This is a genomic window from Streptomyces sp. NPDC053426 (genome assembly GCF_055585405.1).
The window spans coordinates 18,261-34,817 of sequence record NZ_JBVJKE010000002.1 but is presented as its reverse complement, the minus strand read 5'-3'; the positions used below and the strand labels follow the sequence as shown (position 1 = coordinate 34,817).

The 16,557-nt window shown below is 70.5% G+C and carries 17 protein-coding genes; 6 read left to right on the top strand and 11 right to left on the bottom strand.

Annotated features, from left to right (window positions below):
- Position 1: 1 nt before the first annotated feature.
- Positions 2 to 622, bottom strand: coding sequence for a TetR/AcrR family transcriptional regulator (locus tag ACZ62B_RS03925; RefSeq protein WP_344568610.1), 621 nt, complete (start codon positions 620 to 622; stop codon positions 2 to 4).
- A gap of 235 nt (positions 623 to 857) precedes the next feature.
- Between ACZ62B_RS03925 and ACZ62B_RS03920 the strand changes: the two genes are divergently transcribed.
- From ACZ62B_RS03920 to ACZ62B_RS03905, 4 genes are all read left to right on the top strand, one after another.
- The gene (locus tag ACZ62B_RS03920) at positions 858 to 1,835 is read left to right on the top strand and encodes a tetratricopeptide repeat protein (RefSeq protein WP_468719273.1); all 978 of its coding nucleotides are present in this window, start codon (positions 858 to 860) and stop codon (positions 1,833 to 1,835) included.
- A 656-nt stretch (positions 1,836 to 2,491) separates the two neighbouring features.
- On the top strand, positions 2,492 to 3,136 hold the full coding sequence (locus ACZ62B_RS03915) for a DUF6230 family protein (RefSeq protein WP_469689232.1): 645 nt from the start codon (positions 2,492 to 2,494) through the stop codon (positions 3,134 to 3,136).
- Between the two features lie 184 nt (positions 3,137 to 3,320).
- Positions 3,321 to 3,899 (top strand): DUF6114 domain-containing protein, encoded by a 579-nt coding sequence (locus ACZ62B_RS03910; protein ID WP_468886966.1) that lies wholly within the window; start codon positions 3,321 to 3,323, stop codon positions 3,897 to 3,899.
- A complete protein-coding gene (locus ACZ62B_RS03905) occupies positions 3,889 to 5,172 on the top strand; it encodes a hypothetical protein (protein ID WP_469689231.1) in 1,284 nt (427 codons plus the stop codon). Before ACZ62B_RS03910 ends, ACZ62B_RS03905 begins: the two co-directional genes overlap by 11 nt.
- Before the next feature lie 119 nt (positions 5,173 to 5,291).
- Here ACZ62B_RS03905 and pyk read toward each other — a convergent pair whose 3' ends face one another.
- The 3 genes from pyk to pta form a co-directional block, all read right to left on the bottom strand.
- A complete protein-coding gene (gene pyk, locus ACZ62B_RS03900) occupies positions 5,292 to 6,719 on the bottom strand; it encodes a pyruvate kinase (protein ID WP_344568580.1) in 1,428 nt (475 codons plus the stop codon).
- 73 nt (positions 6,720 to 6,792) lie between these two features.
- On the bottom strand, positions 6,793 to 8,004 hold the full coding sequence (locus tag ACZ62B_RS03895) for an acetate kinase (protein WP_468719269.1): 1,212 nt from the start codon (positions 8,002 to 8,004) through the stop codon (positions 6,793 to 6,795).
- Positions 8,001 to 10,100 (bottom strand): phosphate acetyltransferase, encoded by a 2,100-nt coding sequence (gene pta / locus ACZ62B_RS03890; RefSeq protein ID WP_469689230.1) that lies wholly within the window; start codon positions 10,098 to 10,100, stop codon positions 8,001 to 8,003. The genes ACZ62B_RS03895 and pta overlap by 4 nt, the downstream gene beginning before the upstream one ends.
- Before the next feature lie 202 nt (positions 10,101 to 10,302).
- Here pta and ACZ62B_RS03885 point away from each other — a divergent pair, with 202 nt between their 5' ends.
- Positions 10,303 to 11,328: an ATP-dependent 6-phosphofructokinase gene (locus ACZ62B_RS03885; RefSeq protein ID WP_344568574.1), complete on the top strand. Its 1,026-nt coding sequence runs from the start codon at positions 10,303 to 10,305 to the stop codon at positions 11,326 to 11,328.
- Here the strand turns inward: ACZ62B_RS03885 and ACZ62B_RS03880 are convergent.
- From ACZ62B_RS03880 to ACZ62B_RS03865, 4 genes are read right to left on the bottom strand one after another with little or no spacing between them, the layout of a single operon-like run.
- Complete coding sequence (locus tag ACZ62B_RS03880) at positions 11,325 to 11,480, bottom strand: hypothetical protein (RefSeq protein WP_469689229.1); 156 nt, start codon at positions 11,478 to 11,480, stop codon at positions 11,325 to 11,327. The genes ACZ62B_RS03885 and ACZ62B_RS03880 overlap by 4 nt on opposite strands.
- A gap of 34 nt (positions 11,481 to 11,514) precedes the next feature.
- Positions 11,515 to 11,721, bottom strand: a complete 207-nt coding sequence (locus ACZ62B_RS03875) for a hypothetical protein (RefSeq protein WP_344568570.1) — start codon at positions 11,719 to 11,721, stop codon at positions 11,515 to 11,517.
- The gene (locus ACZ62B_RS03870) at positions 11,718 to 12,395 is read right to left on the bottom strand and encodes a DsbA family oxidoreductase (protein ID WP_344568568.1); all 678 of its coding nucleotides are present in this window, start codon (positions 12,393 to 12,395) and stop codon (positions 11,718 to 11,720) included. The genes ACZ62B_RS03875 and ACZ62B_RS03870 overlap by 4 nt, the downstream gene beginning before the upstream one ends.
- A 41-nt stretch (positions 12,396 to 12,436) precedes the next feature.
- Complete coding sequence (locus tag ACZ62B_RS03865) at positions 12,437 to 13,399, bottom strand: zinc-dependent alcohol dehydrogenase family protein (protein ID WP_344568566.1); 963 nt, start codon at positions 13,397 to 13,399, stop codon at positions 12,437 to 12,439.
- Between the two features lie 73 nt (positions 13,400 to 13,472).
- Between ACZ62B_RS03865 and ACZ62B_RS03860 the strand changes: the two genes are divergently transcribed.
- On the top strand, positions 13,473 to 14,105 hold the full coding sequence (locus tag ACZ62B_RS03860; RefSeq protein ID WP_469689228.1) for a TetR/AcrR family transcriptional regulator: 633 nt from the start codon (positions 13,473 to 13,475) through the stop codon (positions 14,103 to 14,105).
- Positions 14,106 to 14,380: 275 nt separating this feature from the next.
- On the opposite strand, the gene ACZ62B_RS03855 is transcribed toward ACZ62B_RS03860, so the two are convergent.
- From ACZ62B_RS03855 to ACZ62B_RS03845, 3 genes are all read right to left on the bottom strand, one after another.
- Complete coding sequence (locus tag ACZ62B_RS03855; RefSeq protein ID WP_469689227.1) at positions 14,381 to 15,322, bottom strand: hypothetical protein; 942 nt, start codon at positions 15,320 to 15,322, stop codon at positions 14,381 to 14,383.
- Between the two features lie 208 nt (positions 15,323 to 15,530).
- A complete protein-coding gene (locus ACZ62B_RS03850) occupies positions 15,531 to 15,665 on the bottom strand; it encodes a hypothetical protein (protein ID WP_469689226.1) in 135 nt (44 codons plus the stop codon).
- On the bottom strand, positions 15,662 to 16,408 hold the full coding sequence (locus ACZ62B_RS03845; protein WP_469689225.1) for an XRE family transcriptional regulator: 747 nt from the start codon (positions 16,406 to 16,408) through the stop codon (positions 15,662 to 15,664). The genes ACZ62B_RS03850 and ACZ62B_RS03845 overlap by 4 nt, the downstream gene beginning before the upstream one ends.
- Positions 16,409 to 16,557: the final 149 nt, after the last annotated feature.

Below are 16,557 nucleotides of genomic sequence, written 5' to 3'. Positions count from 1 at the left end.
TTCAGGGTCCTGGGGCGGAGAGACCCGACAGCAGGACCCGGGTGAAGCCGTGCACCCACTCCTCGTCGGCCGGTTCCGCGCTCACCAGGGTGCGGTGCACCACCGCGCCGGCCACCATGTCGAAGATCAGGTCGACCGTGCGCTCCGCCTCCCGCGCGTCGGACTCCGGCGGCAGTTCGCCCCGCGCCTGCGCCCGCGCCCGGCCGGCGAGGACGAGACGCTTCTGCCGGTCCACGATCGAGGCGCGGATGCGCTCGCGCAGGGCGTCGTCGCGGGTGGACTCGGCGACCACCGCCATCAGTCCGTTCCGTGCCTCCGGGCGGGCCAGGATCGCGGCGAACTGGAGCACCACGCCCTCGATGTCGGCGGCGAGCGAGCCGCGGTCGGGCAGGGTCAGCTCGTCGAAGAGTTCCGCGACGGCGTCCACGACCAGTTCGTTCTTGCCCGCCCAGCGCCGGTAGAGGGTGGTCTTGGCGACCCCGGCGCGGACCGCCACGTCTCCCAGGGTGAGCTTGGACCAGCCCAGTTCGACCAGGGCCGCACGGGTCGCGGCCAGGATCGCGGCATCCGCGGCGGCGCTGCGCGGGCGCCCGGTGCGACTGGCTGGGGTGCGGCTCTGCATGGTCCGACGATAACGGCGGACCCCGTGCGGCCGGGTGTGGGAGAGATCACCGGTGCGCCCTGTTCAGCGGGCCCCGGTCGGTATTACGCTACGACCCGTAGCGAAAGCACGCGTGACCGGCGTGCCCGAGCGACGACCACCGGCGCGGGGTGGGGACCCGGCGTCAACAGCACACGTACGCCTGGCTTTCCCGGGCGTTTTCACACACACGCGCCGTACGGGGGAGGATAGACGCATGCAGCCACGGAACATGTCCATGAGCGGAGTCGTCGACCTCGCCGCGGTGAAGGCGGCCCAGGAGGCCAAGGCGAAGGCGGAGCAGGCGCGCGCGGAAGCGGCCCGGCAGGGCGGCGGGGGCGCCATCTCCCCGGCCGATCTCGTCATCGACGTCGACGAGGCCGGCTTCGAGCGTGACGTCCTGCAGCGGTCCACCGAGGTCCCGGTCGTCATCGACTTCTGGGCCGAGTGGTGCGAGCCCTGCAAGCAGCTGAGCCCGCTGCTGGAGCGGCTCACCGTCGAGTACAACGGCCGTATCCTCCTCGCCAAGATCGACGTCGACGCCAACCAGATGCTGATGCAGCAGTTCGGGATCCAGGGGATCCCGGCGGTCTTCGCGGTGGTCGCCGGGCAGGCGCTGCCGCTCTTCCAGGGGGCCGCGGGCGAGGCGCAGATCCGCCAGACCCTGGACCAGCTGGTGCAGGTCGGCGAGCAGCGCTTCGGCCTGACCGGCCTCGACGTCGACCCCGACGCCGAACCGGGCGGCGCCACGGCGGAGGTCCCGGGCGAGGCCGTCGGTCCGTACGACGCCCTGCTGGAGGCCGCCGTTCGGGCGCTGGACAGCGGTGACCTCGCCGGTGCCGTCCAGGCGTACAAGAACGTGCTCGCCGACGACCCGACCAACCCCGAGGCCACACTGGGCCTCGCCCAGGCCGAACTGCTCCAGCGGGTGCAGGGCCTGGACCCGCAGCAGGTGCGCAAGGACGCCGCCGAGAAGCCGGGGGACGCCGCCGCGCAGATCGCCGCCGCCGACCTGGACCTGGTGGGCGGTCATGTCGAGGACGCCTTCGGCCGGCTCATCGAGACGGTGGGACGCACCGCGGGCGACGACCGCAATGCCGTACGGGTGCGGCTGCTGGAGCTGTTCGAGGTGGTCGGCGCCGATGATCCGCGCGTGATCGCCGCGCGCCGTGCGCTGGCGCGGGCCCTGTTCTGAACCACCCGGGCCCCGTTGCCCGATTCCGGTTGGTTTGCCGGGCGTTCGGGTGCGTGAGGCCCGAGTTGCCGTTCGGTTCACGGATGCCGGTGCGGCCGCGCTTTACCAAAACTTGGTAATCGCGGCCGCTGTTACTGCCAGTAAGTCGCAGGCTTTGGTCTGTCGTATTCTGTCCAGCGATCAATGGTTTTGTACGGCACGTGCGGTGAACCCAGCGTCGCCACGTGGCGTCGGCGGGTCGTTGCGGGGTTACCCGGCCGTTACTAGCGAGTAACGAACCCCCTTGTGCCGACGGCGAGAATGGACCACGATCGGCGACGCTCGGTCCATTACCCGTATCCCGACAGCCGGTCGGGCCGCGGGAACTCCTGGGTCCCCACCGAGCAGAACCGGCGGCAGTGACGCCGGTTCTTGGACAGGGGGGTCTTCGCCCACCCGGCGAAGCCTGTCCAGCAGGGTTGTGCGTGATGCGTGTCAGGCGCGACCAGTGGTTGTCGCTCGGGGGTGATCGCCGGTGATCGGGCGCGTCGTACGCGCCGTCGAGCTCGGGCGCTCTCCTTCCCGAGGACGTAGCACTTCTCCCATCCCTGCCCGGCCGGGCCGCCGTTCATGGCGACGGGCCGGGGCAGGAGATGTACGTCCGAGAAGGAGGAAATATGGAGTCCCAAGTGCGTGGCGGGACCAGATGGAAGCGGTTCGCTGTGGTCATGGTGCCCAGCGTGCTCGCGACGGCGGCGGTGGGTGTCGGCCTGGCGCAGGGCGCGCTCGCGGCGTCGTTCAGCGTGTCCGGCCAGCAGTTCAAGGTGAAGGCCGGTCACCTGTACGGTGAGGGTTTCGCCCAGTACGGCGGTATGGACGAGGGTTACACGTCGGTCGCCGGCGATGAGAAGACGAAGCGCCCGGTCGCGATCTCGTCGTTCAAGACCGCCGAGATCACCAAGATGTGCCAATCGGTCAAGACGACGATCCCGGTCATCAACAAGACGGTCTACCTCCGTCTTGAGGCGGGCAACGACGCGAAGAACCCGGTCACGGCCGAGAACCTCTACATCGACGTCGCCCAGCTGGACGCCGACGCCACGTTCAAGAACATCGACATCGGTGTGGCGGTCCAGGACCAGCACCGCGGGCCGGCTGTGAAGCAGGACGGCACCTCGCTGCCGGGCGGCTTCGCCCAGCAGGCCGAGTCTGCCGACCTCTACAACGTCGAGCAGACGGCGTGGGCGACCACGGCCGGCACGTTCAAGCTCAGCGGCCTGAAGATGCGTCTCGGCGCAGACCCGAAGATGGAGTGCTTCTGACGGTTCCGTCATCGGGATGACCTCGGCCGGCTGAGTGGCCGAGGAGGGGTGGGGAGGGTTCGCCTCCCCACCCGCCCGGCTCGCCGCCCGACGGCGGGCACTCGCTGATAGTCAGACACTTCCGGCTTCTCCGTGCCTAGGCCGAGCCGATACGTACGTTCACCGGACCAGGGAGCTGTTTTCCATGAGTGCCGAGACTCCGGTCCAGAGCGCCGGTACCTTCACCCGGCTGCGTCTGCGATTCCGCGACTGGCGGGGCACCCGGCCGTTCTGGGCCGGTCTGCTCACGCTGCTGGGTGGCATCCCCATCGCGTACTTCCCCTACGCCACGCTCAAGCTGGGTCACATGTCGATCGCCATGGCGACGACGGCCGGCGCGGGGTCGCTGATCATCGGCGTGCTGCTGGTCACACTGGGCCTGACCATGTGGTTCCAGTCCGCCACCCGGGTCTTCGCCGGTGTCGCGGCGATCCTGCTGGCCCTGGTGTCGCTGGTGATCTCCAACATAGGCGGCTTCCTGATCGGCTTCCTGTTCGCGCTGATCGGCGGTGCGCTCGCCCTCTCCTGGGCGCCGGGCGAGCCGCCGGTCGAGGCGGCGGGGGAGCACGACGGCGCCGACGCGCCCACGGGTGAGGCGGCGCCGGACGCCACGCCCCACGACCCCGCCGTGGCGCCGCAGTTCCCGGCCGTTTCCTTCGAGAAGGGGGAAGAAGACGGCGAGGCGGACGGCGTCCGGGCCGCAGGGGGGCACCGTGTCGGCTGACGATGTGCGCGGACCGCGTCACGCGGCCCCCAAGAAGCCGCTGTTCACCAGATTCCACGTGCCGAGCGGCAAGGCGATCGCCCTGGCGGCGATGCCCACGGCGGTCCTCATGGGGATGGGGTTCACGCCGACGCTGGCCCTCGCCGACGGCAACGACGGGACGCCGACGGCGAACAGCCTGACCGTCGACGAGTACCAGGCCTGCCTGGAGGTCGCCGAGGACGCCAAGAAGGGCGACGCCTCCGCGTCGCCCACGCCGTCCGCGTCGGCGAGCGAGAGCGCGTCCCCGGACGAGGAGCCCTCGGCGGAGACCTCCGGCGAGCAGAAGGCTCCCGAAGCGGACAAGGACACGGACACGGAGACGTCCTCTTCGTCGGATTCAGGTTCCGACGACAAGGACGAGCCGGCGCCCGCCACCTCCACCCCCGCCGCCGAGGACACGGCCGAGCCCGAGCCGGAGCCCTCGGAGACCGACCGCAACCTCCTGGAAGGCCTCGGGGACGCCCTCAAGGACGTCTTCACCCCGAAGGAGAAGGAGGCCGAGGCGAGTCCCACCCCGTCCGCCTCCGCCTCCACTTCGGAGGACGACGCGGCCGGGGACACGGCCGGAACCGTCAAGGAGACCACCGAGAAGGTCACCGAAACGGCGAAGGACGCCGCCGAGGACACCGGCGACAAGGCGACGAAGGCCGCCGAGGAAGCCAAGGAGACGGTCGAGGAGGCCACCGAGACCTCCGCGACCCCCGAGGCCACCGCCTCCCCCAGCCCCTCCGAGTCGGCCACGGTCGACCCCGAGGACTGCCCGATCGCCACCGACGCCGAGGGCGGCGTCGACAACGAGATCCTGCTGCCCGACGACCCCTGGACCCTCAACGCCAGCTCGCTGCTGCTGAAGGGCGCCTCGTACAAGGGCATCGTCGAGGTGCGGACGGCGAGCGGCGGCACCAAGAGGGTGCTGAAGTACGTCATTTCCGACGGCACCGACATCGGGGACCTGCACCAGACGGTCAAGGACGAGCAGTCCGGCGCGACCCACCACGTGCAGGCGGCCAAGGGGTCGACGTCCACCATCCGCGACGGCGACACCGTGATGTACACCGAGAGCATCTCCGGCAACCTGCTCGGCCTGATCCCGATCACGTTCGACCCGGAGCACCCGCCGCCGCTCGACATCCCGCTGATCTACTTCACCAAGGTGACGGTGAAGCAGGCCGGCCAGTTCGGCGGCACCCTGCACGTCCCCGGGCTGCAGCAGTACATCACCACCGGCTGAACGCCGCGCATCACCACCGGCTGAACGCCGCCAGGACCCCCCCGGGAGCCGCAACACACCGAGGGCGTCCCCCGTGAGACCACGGGGGACGCCCTCGGTGCCGTACAGGCCCCTTACGGTCAGCCGGTCGCCTCGCCCAGGTGGTGGACGCGGACCATGTTGGTGGTGCCGGGGACACCGGGGGGCGAGCCGGCCGTGATGATCACGATGTCGCCCTCGCTGAAGCGGTTCAGCTTGAGCAGCTCCTGCTCCACCAGCTCGACCATCTCGTCGGTGCTGTTCACGAACGGCGCGACGTACGGCTCCACGCCCCAGCTCAGCGCGAGCTGGTTGCGGGTGGACTCGTCCGTGGTGAACGCCAGGATCGGCTGGGCGGCGCGGTAGCGGCACAGCCGTCGGGCCGTGTCACCGGACTGGGTGAAGGCCACCAGGCCCTTGCCGCCGAGGAAGTCGGCGATCTCGCAGGCGGCGCGGGCCACCGAACCGCCCTGGGTGCGCGGCTTCTTGCCCGGCACCAGCGGCTGCAGGCCCTTGGAGAGCAGCTCCTGCTCGGCGGCCTGGACGATCTTCGACATCGTCCGCACGGTCTCGATCGGGTACGCGCCCACGCTCGACTCGGCCGACAGCATGACCGCGTCGGCGCCGTCCAGGATCGCGTTGGCCACGTCGGAGGCCTCGGCGCGGGTCGGACGGGAGTTGGTGATCATCGACTCCATCATCTGGGTCGCCACGATCACCGGCTTGGCGTTGCGCCGGCACAGCTCGATCAGGCGCTTCTGCACCATGGGGACCTTCTCGAGCGGGTACTCGACGGCGAGGTCGCCACGCGCGACCATCACACCGTCGAACGCCATCACGACGTCCTCCATGTTCTCCACCGCCTGCGGCTTCTCCACCTTGGCGATGACGGGGACCCGGCGGCCCTCCTCGTCCATCACGCGGTGGACGTCGGCGACGTCCTTGGCGTCCCGGACGAAGGACAGCGCGACCAGGTCGCAGCCCATCCGCAGGGCGAACCGCAGGTCCTCGATGTCCTTCTCGGACAGCGCGGGCACGTTCACCGCCGCGCCGGGCAGGTTGATGCCCTTGTGGTCGGAGATGACACCGCCCTCGATGACGATCGACTTCACGCGGGAGCCGTCGACCTCGGTGACCTTCAGCTCGACGTTGCCGTCGTTGATCAGGATCTGGTCGCCCTTGGCCACGTCACCGGGCAGGCCCTTGTAGGTCGTTCCGCAGATCGTCTTGTCGCCCGGGACGTCCTCGGTGGTGATGGTGAACTCGTCACCGCGCACCAGCTCGACGGGACCCTCGGCGAAGGTCTCCAGGCGGATCTTCGGGCCCTGGAGGTCGGCGAGGACACCGATGGCCCTGCCCGTCTCCTTGGCGGCGGCACGGACCCGGTCGTACCGGCCCTGGTGCTCGGCGTGCGAGCCGTGGCTGAAGTTGAAGCGGGCCACGTTCATGCCGGCTTCGATCAGAGCGACGAGCTGCTCGTGGGAGTCGACCGCGGGGCCGAGAGTACAGACGATTTTCGAACGGCGCATGGGGCGATCCTATCGGTTTGTTTCGCAGCGGAATATTCCGTCTGACGGAAAGTACAAATGAGGAAGTCCCTGCTCAGTTGTTCTTTCCGACCAGTGCGTATGTCTGCTGAGCGATCTCCATTTCCTCGTCCGTCGGTACCACCGCGACCGCGACCCGCGCGCCCTCGGGCGAGATCAGCCGCGGCCCGCCACCACGTACGGCGTTGCGCCCGCCGTCCACCGCCAGGCCCAGCCCCTCCAGGCCCGCCACGGCCGCCTCCCGCACCGGGGCGGCGTTCTCGCCGACCCCGGCGGTGAAGGCCACCGCGTCCACCCGTCCGAGAACGGCGTAATAGGCGCCGATGTACTTCTTCAGACGGTGAATGTAGATGTCGAACGCCAGCTCCGCCCGTTCGTCGCCCTCGTCGATCCGGCGCCGGATCTCCCTCATGTCGTTGTCACCGCACAGTCCGACCAGACCGCTCTTCTTGTTGAGGAGAGTGTCGATCTCGTCGGCGGACATTCCGCCAACACGCATCAAATGGAAGATGACGGCCGGGTCCATGTCTCCGGACCGCGTACCCATCACGAGCCCCTCCAAGGGCGTCAGACCCATGGAGGTGTCCACGCACCTCCCGCCCCGTACGGCCGAGGCGGACGCCCCGTTGCCCAGGTGCAGCACGATGACGTTCACCTCCTCGGGCGCCTTGCCCAGCAGCTCGGCCGTCGCCCGGGAGACGTACGCGTGCGAGGTGCCGTGGAAGCCGTAGCGGCGGACGCGGTGCGCGTCGGCGGTCTCGACGTCGATCGCGTAGCGGGCCGCCGCCTCCGGCATCGTGGTGTGGAAGGCGGTGTCGAAGACGGCGACCTGCGGCAGGTCCGGGCGCAGCGCCATGGCGGTGCGGATGCCGGTCAGGTTGGCCGGGTTGTGCAGCGGCGCGACCGGGATCAGCCGTTCGATCTCCGCCAGCACCCGGTCGTCGATCACCGTCGGCTCGGTGAAGCGCTTCCCGCCGTGCACCACCCGGTGGCCGATCGCGGCCAGCTCGGGGGAGTCGAGGCCGAGACCGTCGGCGGCCAGCTCCTCGGCCATCGCCTTCAGCGCGGCGTCGTGGCCGGCGACCGGGCCGGTGCGCTCCCGGGTCCCGCCGCCCGCCGCGAGCGGGGTGTGCCGGACGAGGGAGGTCCGCTCGCCGATCCGTTCGACCAGACCGGAGGCCAGCCGGCTGCTGTCGCGCATGTCCAGCAGCTGGTACTTCACCGACGAGGAGCCGGAGTTGAGGACGAGGACGCGCGTGGAACTCACTGGGCCGCCTTCTCGGTCGGGGGCTGGGCCGGGGACTGGGCCTGGATCGCCGTGATGGCGACGGTGTTCACGATGTCCTGGACGAGGGCGCCCCGGGACAGGTCGTTGACCGGCTTGCGCAGGCCCTGGAGCACCGGGCCGACGGCGATGGCGCCGGCCGAGCGCTGCACGGCCTTGTAGGTGTTGTTGCCGGTGTTCAGGTCGGGGAAGATCAGCACGGTCGCCTGCCCGGCCACCTCCGAGCCGGGAAGCTTGGTCGCCGCGACCGACGGCTCCACGGCCGCGTCGTACTGGATCGGCCCCTCGATCCGCAGATCGGGCCGGCGCGAGCGCACCAGCTCGGTGGCGGCGCGCACCTTGTCGACGTCGGCGCCCGTACCGGACGTGCCGGTCGAGTACGACAGCATCGCGATCCGCGGCTCCACCCCGAACCGCGCCGCCGTGACCGCCGACTGCACCGCGATGTCGGCGAGCTGCTCGGCGTCCGGGTCCGGGTTGACCGCGCAGTCGCCGTAGACCAGCACCTTGTCGGCCAGGCACATGAAGAAGACGGAGGAGACGATGCCCGCGTCCGGCTTGGTCTTGATGATCTCGAAGGCGGGCCGGATGGTCGCGGCCGTGGAGTGCACCGAGCCCGACACCATGCCGTCGGCGAGCCCCTCCTGCACCATCAGCGTGCCGAAGTAGTTCACGTCGGAGACGACGTCGTAGGCCAGCTCCACGGTGACGCCCCGGTGGGCGCGCAGGGCCGCGTACTGCTCGGCGAAGGAGTCCCGCAGCTCGGAGGTGGCCGGGTCGATCAGCCGGCTGTCGCCGAGGTCGACGCCCAGGTCGGCGGCCTTCTTGCGGATCTGGTCGACGTCCCCGAGCAGGGTCAGCTCGCACACGCCCCGGCGCAGCAGCACCTCGGCCGCGTGCAGCACCCGCTCCTCGGTGCCCTCGGGGAGCACGACCCGGCGCAGGTCGGAGCGGGCCTGCTCCAGCAGCTTGTGCTCGAACATCATCGGGGTGACGCGGTCGCTGCTGGGCGCGGAGACCCGCTTGGTGAGGTCAGCGGTGTCGGCGTACCGCTCGAACAGGCCGAGCGCCCGCTCCGCCTTGCGCGGGGTGGCCGCGTTCAGCTTGCCCTCCAGGGAGAAGAGCTGCTCGGCGGTGGGGAAGCTGGTGCTCGGCACCGACAGCACCGGCGTGCCGGGGGCGAGCCGGTCGGCGAGGGTGAGGATGTGCTCGGCCGGGACCTCGTCCAGGGTCAGCAGCACCCCGGCTATCGGCGGGGTGCCGGCGCTGTGCGCGGCCAGCGAGCCGACGACCAGGTCGGCGCGGTCACCCGGCGTGACGACCAGGCAGCCGGGCGTCAGGGCGGCGAGGAGGTTCGGCAGCATGGCACCGCCGAACACGAAGTCCAGGGCGTCGCGGGCCAGCCCGGAGTCGTCGCCGAGCACCACCTTCGCGCCGAGGGTGTGCGCGATCTGGGAGACGGTCGGGGCGGACAGCGCCGGCTCGTCCGGCAGCACGTAGCAGGGCACCGGCAGCCGGCTGGCGAGCCGCTCGGCGAGCTCGTCCCGGTCCTCGCGGGCGACCCGGTTGACCACCATGGCGAGCACGTCGCAGCCCAGCGTGTCGTAGGCGCGGTAGGCGTTGGTGGTCTCGGCGCGCACCGACTCGGCGGTCTGCTTGCGGCCGCCGACGACCGGGATCACGGAGGCGCCGAACTCGTTGGCGAGCCGGGCGTTCAGGCTGAGCTCGTCCGGGAACTGGGTGTCGGCGTAGTCGGTGCCGAGGACGAGGACGACGTCGTAGTCGCGGGCGACCCGGTGGAACCGGTCGACGAGGGTCGACACCAGCTCGTCCGTGCCCTGCTCGGCCTGGAGGGCGGACGCCTCGTGGTAGTCCAGGCCGTAGACGGTCGACGGGTCCTGGGTGAGCCGGTACCGGGCGCGCAGCAGTTCGAAGAGGCGGTCGGGCCCGTCGTGCACCAGGGGACGGAAGACGCCCACCCGGTCGACCTGCCTGGTCAGGAGCTCCATGACCCCGAGTTCGACGACCTGGCGGCCGTCGCCGCGGTCGATACCGGTCACGTACACGCTGCGGGTCACGCGCGCTCTCCGTTTCGTCGAGGGCCGCAAGGGTCTTCGGCGGGGCCACAAAAATCGCCCACCCAGGTGAGCGGACCCCTCTTGACAATACCTCCGGCGCTGGCTAGGGCGCTCACTCGTACGGCGTCGGCGCCGCACGGACGGACGTGAAACAATCGGGACTGACTCACCGGTATCGACAGCGACCAGGAGACTCAGCACGATGCGCATAGGAGTGCTCACCGCAGGCGGCGACTGCCCTGGACTGAACGCAGTGATCCGGTCGGTCGTGCACCGGGCGGTCGACAACTACGGCGACGAGGTCATCGGCTTCGAGGACGGCTACTCCGGCCTGCTCGACGGCCGCTACCGCACGCTCGACCTCGACGCGGTCAGCGGCATCCTGGCCCGCGGCGGCACCATACTGGGCTCGTCCCGGCTGGAGCGGGACCGGCTCCGCGAGGCCTGCGAGAACGCCTCCGACATGATCCGCGACTTCGGCATCGACGCGCTGATCCCGATCGGCGGCGAGGGCACGCTCACGGCGGCGCACATGCTGTCGGACGCGGGCCTGCCGGTGGTCGGCGTCCCGAAGACGATCGACAACGACATCTCCTCCACCGACCGCACCTTCGGCTTCGACACGGCGGTCGGCGTCGCCACGGAGGCGATGGACCGCCTCAAGACCACCGCCGAGTCCCACCAGCGCGTGATGGTCGTCGAGGTCATGGGCCGGCACGCGGGCTGGATCGCCCTGGAGTCCGGCATGGCCGCCGGCGCCCACGGCATCTGCCTGCCCGAACGCCCCTTCGACCCGGCCCAGCTGGTCAAGATGGTGGAGGAACGCTTCGCCCGCGGCAAGAAGTTCGCGGTGATCTGCGTCGCCGAGGGGGCACACCCGGCCGACGGCACCATGGACTACGGCAAGGGCGAGATCGACAAGTTCGGCCACGAGCGCTTCCAGGGCATCGGCACGGCCCTGGCGTACGAGCTGGAGCGCCGGCTCGGCAAGGAGTCCAAGCCGGTCATCCTCGGCCACGTCCAGCGCGGCGGCGTGCCCACGGCGTACGACCGCGTCCTCGCCACCCGCTTCGGCTGGCACGCGGTGGAGGCGGCGCACCGGGGCGAGTTCGGCAAGATGACGTCCCTGCGGGGGACCGACATCGTGATGGTGCCGCTGGCGGAGGCGGTCACCGAACTGAAGACGGTCCCGAAGGACCGGATGGACGAGGCGGAGTCGGTCTTCTAGGAACGCTCACCGGGTGGGCGGCGCTTCCGGGAGGGGCGCGCCGCCCATCGGGTCGCGTCCCCGACCGCCGTCCAGAAGTGGTCGACGATGCGGTCGAGGAACTCGCGGCCGCTGTTGACGTCGCCTGCGCCGCCGCCGGGGAGCGGGCGCACGGGACTCGAATCCCCGTGCGACACGATTCCCCGCTCACCTCCCCGCGCGACGGTCACCCGCGCGGCGCGAATCCGCCGCCGGAGGGCCGGCCGGAACGGCCGGACGGGTACCGGTGTCGTCCTCCTCGCCGTCCGGCGACGGCATCGCGGGCAGCGGTACGGCGCAGACTCCCGTGTCGGGATCGCAGAAGGCGTCGGTGGGGACGTCGAGGATCGTGAAGGGCTGAGGCTCGGTGCTCATACGGTCTGCTCCTTGTCCTGTCGGGCGGTACGGATGGCGTCGCGGTAGGCGTCGGCGGTCGCGACGCCGGGGATGGCGAGCCGGCTGTCGAACACGGTGAACGGAACGCCGGTGACGCCCGCCCGGAGAGCGGTGCGCCGGTCGGCGCGCACGGCGTCGGCGTAGGCGTCCGTTCGCGCCGTCGCCTCGGCCTCCTCGGCCGGAACACCGAGCCGGGTGGCCGTCTCCACCAGGTGGGCGGTGTCGTAGATGTCGACCGCCTCGGTGAACAGCTCGCGCTGCAGGCGGACGAAGAAGGCGTCGCCCTGTCCGTGTGCCTGGGCCAGGTGCAGGAAGCGGTGCGCGTGGAAGCCGTTGGAGCTCGGGCGGTGCAGCCGGTACTCCTGGCCCTGGTCGCCCGCGAGGCGGGCCATGCCCCGCTCGTGCCGCTCTGCCGCGGCCTGGTCACCGCCGTACTTGTGCAGCACGTACCCGAAGGAGTCGACCCGTGTGTCGTCGACGTCGGGCAGCAGCTCGAAGGAGTGCCGCACGACGGTGATCCTCGCGGTGCCGCCCTCGGCCGCCACGGCTTCCTCCAGCCGGGGCTCGGCCAAGTAGCAGGCGGGGCAGCAGAAATCCATCCACACGTCGACGCGCAGGGTGGCGCCGGAGGCAGGGGGTGCGGGTGCGGACATGGGGGTGTCCTTTCCGTCGAAGAGGGGTGAAGGCAGGCGCGTCAGGGCGTGAGCACGATCCGGCCGAAGACCTCACCGGCGTCCATCCGCCGGTGCGCCACGACCGCCCGGTCCAGGGGGAGGACGTCGTGCCTCACCGTGACGAGTTCGCCCCGTGCCGCGGCCGCGAACTGGTCCTCGCGCACGGCCCGCAGATCCGCCGCGGGAACCGTGGCGGCGCTGAAGGTGGCGAACGACAGCGACCTCTGGAACCGCGCCATCAGCGTCATCCCGAAGTCCGCGGGCGGCGGGCCCCCCACCGCGCCGACGGCCACCAGGCGCCCGTTCGGGCGGAGCCGGTCGAACACTCCGGGCAGCCCGTCGCCGCCGACGACGTCGAGGACGACGTCGTAGCCCTCCGGGGCGTCGGGCCCGCCGTCCCCGGAACGGTCCAGCACATGTGTCGCGCCCAGCCGGCGCAGTCGCTCGCCCCGTTCTGCGGACGAGGTGGTCACGGCCACCGCGGAGGCACCCCTGCGGGCCGCCAACTGCACGGCGACGACACCGATGCTGCCCGCCGCCCCGCGCACCAGCACCGCCTCGCCGGGCGTGAAGCGGGCGTGCTCCAGGGCGAAGTGGGCCACCGCCCCGGAGCTTCCCAGGGTGACCGCGTCGGCCGGCTCCAGCCCTTCTGGCAGGGGCAGCACCTGGTCGAGCGGCACGCACGCCTGCTCCACGTAACCGCCTCCCACACCGGTGAAGGCCCACACCCGCCGGCCGGTCCACGACGCGTCGACGTCCTTGCCGACGGCCGTGACCGTGCCCGCGACCTCGCTGCCCGGGACGAACCCCGGCTCGAAGCCGTAGGCGGCCAGATCCCCCCTGCGGATCACCACGTCCGCACCGGCGACCCCCACCGCCTCGACATCGATCAGTACCTCCCCCTCGGCCGGGGAGGGAGCGGGCAGGTCGACGACGGCCAGTCCTTCCGGGGCGCCGTACGCGCGGATCTTCACGGCCTTCACGGTGTTCTCCTCCAGGTGGGTTCCGTTCCGGACGCTAACGGACGCCCCCGTCCGTTTCTTTTAAAGTGAGAGCATGCCCCGGAAAGTGACTCACGCCCTGAGGTCCGACGCCCGCGACAACCGCGACCGGCTCCTCGACACCGCCAGGGCGCTGTTCTCGGTGGAGGGCCTCACCGTCCCGATGCGGGAGGTCGCACGCCGCGCCGGCGTCGGACCGGCCACGCTGTACCGGCACTTCCCGACCAAGGAGGCCCTGGTCACCGCCGCCTTCGAGGACCAGTTGCGGGCATGCCGGGACATCATCGACGAGGCCTGCGCGGATCCCGACCCCTGGCGCGGGCTGTGCCAGGTCATCGAGCGCATCTGCGTACTGCACGCACAGGACCGGGGCTTCACCGAGGCGTTCCTGTCGGCCTACCCCCGGGCCTTCACGGCGGCCGTCGGCCACGGCCACATGCTCGAGGCGATCGCCGACCTGGCCGGCCGCGCGAAGCGCACGGGCCGGCTGCGCCCCGACTTCGTACCGGACGACCTCGTCCTCATGCTCCTGGCCAACAAGGGCCTGCAGACGGCCTCCCCCACCGCCCGCCCCGCCGCATCCCGCCGCTTCGCGGCCTACGTCATCCAGGCCCTCACCCACGGCCCCCACAACACCCCCCTGCCCCCACCGGCCCGCCTGGCCACACCGGAGCCTGGCCGGGGCTGAGCACGGGGCAGGGAGGACAGGGCGTGAGCGCGGCGTCCGCTCGTGAGACAAGGCCGTGGACGGTTCCCTCAGCGCTGCCCATGAGCGGGGCATCACACCCCACCTCGTGACCGACGGCGAAGTCGTACCGCTCGACAACTGACCCTCCACCGGTCAGCGGTGTCCGGTCACGGTGCGACAGTCGTGCTCGTCGCGTGCCAGGGCCTGGGGGGGCATGCAGTGCCGTCGCGAGGGTGTCCAGGTTGTTCGTCACATGAAGGTCTTGGGCGGGTCGGCTACGAGTTCGATGACACCAGCCGCGTATGGACGAGCGCTCGCAGCATCGCGGCGCCCGCCCCCACTGCTGCAAGGTGCAGGACCGCCGCGAGCGCGAGGTTTTCCGGCAGGGCCGCATCGGCCGGTTGCGCGACCGCCAGGTACAGGGTGAACGGAAGCTTCCAGCCGCTCCAGGCGAACAACGAGCCCGAGCCGAGCCAGCCGAACACCATCGGACCCCATCGGGGGACTCGTGCGGGCCGGCCTCGGACGGCAGCCCAGGTGGCGGCGGACGCCACGAACGCCCAGAGCCCGAAGACACCGGACAGTACATGCCAAGCGAGGTCCCGCTCGCCGCGGTGGGCGACCCCTGCGGTGCCGCCCACCGCCCAGTACAGCCAGATGAGACCGACTGCGGCGCCGACCACCGTCATCCATGGCGGCGTCCTCGGCGAACCCTCCCCACGGTCGCCGAGCCGACCCGCGAACGCGTCCGGCCAGCGTCGCCGCAAGTACGCGGGCAGCGCGATGGCCAGACCCAGCCCCATGCCTACGAACCCGATCTGAACCAGCGCGGCCTCCCAGACCGGCATCGACGGGCCGGCGTCACCCCCGTTCTTCGGATTGCCGTCCCCTGAGCTCAGCAGCGAACTGAGAACGGCGTACGGCAGCACCGGGACGAGGAACCCCGTCCCGACCCAAGCGCAGAAGGTCAACGGCGCCCCCGGTATGCGCATCCCCCACGGCCGCACCAGCGCGAGCGCCACCGCGATCCCGATCCCTGCCATACCGATCGTGGCGCTGTTGAGCACCACCCACTCCGCCTTGCCGAACCCGGTCCCGACCGGCAGCAGCCCCAAGAGCGAACCGACCACCCACGACACCTTGATCAGCAGGTAGGGCGTCAGCGCCAGCGCTGCCCCGTACGCCGCGACCCGCCCAGCCCGATCCCATCGATCCACTTGAACTCCCCATTCAAGCAAAGGAGTTCAAGTCTCATTCACCACAGCCCCCATGAGCGTCAACCGCCGGGCGCATCCATGTCATCACTCAGGGGGAGTGGGAATCCCCCGACGGGAGCACACAAAACTGCTGGGGCACGACGAGCTGCCGATTCAAGCCCTCGGCCAGCCAGGTGCAGCGCTCGATCGCACCCTTGGAATTGATCATCTAGAGAAGGTGGTCGGCCTTGCCGGACTTGATGTCGTGGATGAGGGTGCGGAGGGCTTCGCGGGTGTCGGTGCCTATGTGGAAGCAGTTGTTGCCCTCGGCGCAGAAGGGGTCTTCCCAGGTGATGTCGTTCATGGCGGCTGGGCTCGAGGGCCTGTCGGCACTCCCTTTGACCACAGCTCTTCGGCATGTTCGGCGAACCGGGCGAACATGCCGGTACCGCCGAACTTCCGCAGGTGCAGCAGAGGTGAGTCGTGTCCGACCAGTCGGGCCAGGTGGGGCGTGACAAGCGCCTCGTCGTCGAAGCGGAAGACCGACAGTGAGACGTGACTGGTCGCGTCGCCCGCCGCGGAGAAGCGTGCTTCCAGGCCCTCATGCGCACCGAGCTTGCCCAGGTGCTCGAGCGTGATCCGGATGCGCGTGGAAACGGTGAGGGCCACGTCTTCGATCTGCTCGCGGTTGCGCGTCGTCTCACCGTCGGGGGCGCCCGGCAAGAAACGCACGCGGCACCCGCTGTCGAGTTTCCGACGCAGGGTCGACGCGAACGCGGGCTGGTCGATCCAGAGGAAGTAGTTCGTGTACCCCGCGAAGAGGATGTCCGTCGTGGACTTCTCGACGAGCTCGGCCCAGACCGTCGACGGACAGGAGGACCGGTACGGGTAGGAATGGACGATCTCGCGGTCCCCGCCGGACTTGATCCGGTCCTTCACCGCTTTCGGCCACAGCATCTCTTCGTCAACTCCCAGCGCCTTGCAGGCGTCTTCCCGGTTCCTGGCGTGCGGGATCAGTTCGGCGTCCGCCACCCACCGTTCCACGGTCTTGCCGGAAACGCCCACCCGTACAGCTAACTGCCTGGGCGACAGATCGGCCGACTGCATAGCCGCTCCCAGTGCGCTGTTCAAGACTTCCCCCGAGGACGTTTGGGCGTTTTTCCGCGCTATCGCTGAAACGTCTCAGATGTAGCCATAACTGCCCCGAAAGCTCCTTGAGGGCGCGTCAGCATGGCGAGACACAAGGACCCCGGCGA

Excerpts from the sequence above, each read along its gene's own strand:
- ACZ62B_RS03925 (WP_344568610.1), bottom strand. The coding sequence starts at position 622 with ATGCAGAGCCGCACCCCAGCCAGTCGCACCGGGCGCCCGCGCAGCGCC.
- ACZ62B_RS03920 (WP_468719273.1), top strand. The coding sequence starts at position 858 with ATGCAGCCACGGAACATGTCCATGAGCGGAGTCGTCGACCTCGCCGCG.
- ACZ62B_RS03915 (WP_469689232.1), top strand. The coding sequence starts at position 2,492 with ATGGAGTCCCAAGTGCGTGGCGGGACCAGATGGAAGCGGTTCGCTGTG.
- ACZ62B_RS03910 (WP_468886966.1), top strand. The coding sequence starts at position 3,321 with ATGAGTGCCGAGACTCCGGTCCAGAGCGCCGGTACCTTCACCCGGCTG.
- pyk (WP_344568580.1), bottom strand. The coding sequence starts at position 6,719 with ATGCGCCGTTCGAAAATCGTCTGTACTCTCGGCCCCGCGGTCGACTCC.
- ACZ62B_RS03885 (WP_344568574.1), top strand. The coding sequence starts at position 10,303 with ATGCGCATAGGAGTGCTCACCGCAGGCGGCGACTGCCCTGGACTGAAC.
- ACZ62B_RS03875 (WP_344568570.1), bottom strand. The coding sequence starts at position 11,721 with ATGAGCACCGAGCCTCAGCCCTTCACGATCCTCGACGTCCCCACCGAC.
- ACZ62B_RS03870 (WP_344568568.1), bottom strand. The coding sequence starts at position 12,395 with ATGTCCGCACCCGCACCCCCTGCCTCCGGCGCCACCCTGCGCGTCGAC.
- ACZ62B_RS03860 (WP_469689228.1), top strand. The coding sequence starts at position 13,473 with ATGCCCCGGAAAGTGACTCACGCCCTGAGGTCCGACGCCCGCGACAAC.
- ACZ62B_RS03850 (WP_469689226.1), bottom strand. The coding sequence starts at position 15,665 with ATGAACGACATCACCTGGGAAGACCCCTTCTGCGCCGAGGGCAACAAC.
- ACZ62B_RS03845 (WP_469689225.1), bottom strand. The coding sequence starts at position 16,408 with ATGCAGTCGGCCGATCTGTCGCCCAGGCAGTTAGCTGTACGGGTGGGC.